General features: G+C 42.0%; 1 pseudogene. It reads left to right on the forward strand.

The features are described from left to right. Positions 1-312: pseudogene (locus tag JIV24_RS22290) on the forward strand (hypothetical protein); the annotation flags it as partial.

Below are 312 nucleotides of genomic sequence, written 5' to 3' on the forward strand. Positions count from 1 at the left end.
CAGTTCAAAATACATTGCCCGGATGCCCGAAGAACGTTACCCAACCTTTAAACGTGATTTTGAAAAAGAGTTGGAGGTTGCCGCCCCCGGTCCTGAAGTGGCAAAACTGATAATTACAGATGCGCACAAGTCAATATGGGGCTACCTTAAAGACAACCCTGTATTCAAAGACTACCAGTGGATAATTGATTTTTTTCATGCTGCGGAGCACTTATCACATTTGGCAGAAGCGATTTTCGAGAAAAACTCCGATAAAGCAAATAAGTGGTACAAGAAATACAGGAGTATCATCAAAGATGACCAGCAAGGAAT

The organism is Carboxylicivirga marina (assembly GCF_016612505.1).
GTDB classification, from domain to species: Bacteria; Bacteroidota; Bacteroidia; order Bacteroidales; family Marinilabiliaceae; genus Carboxylicivirga; species Carboxylicivirga marina.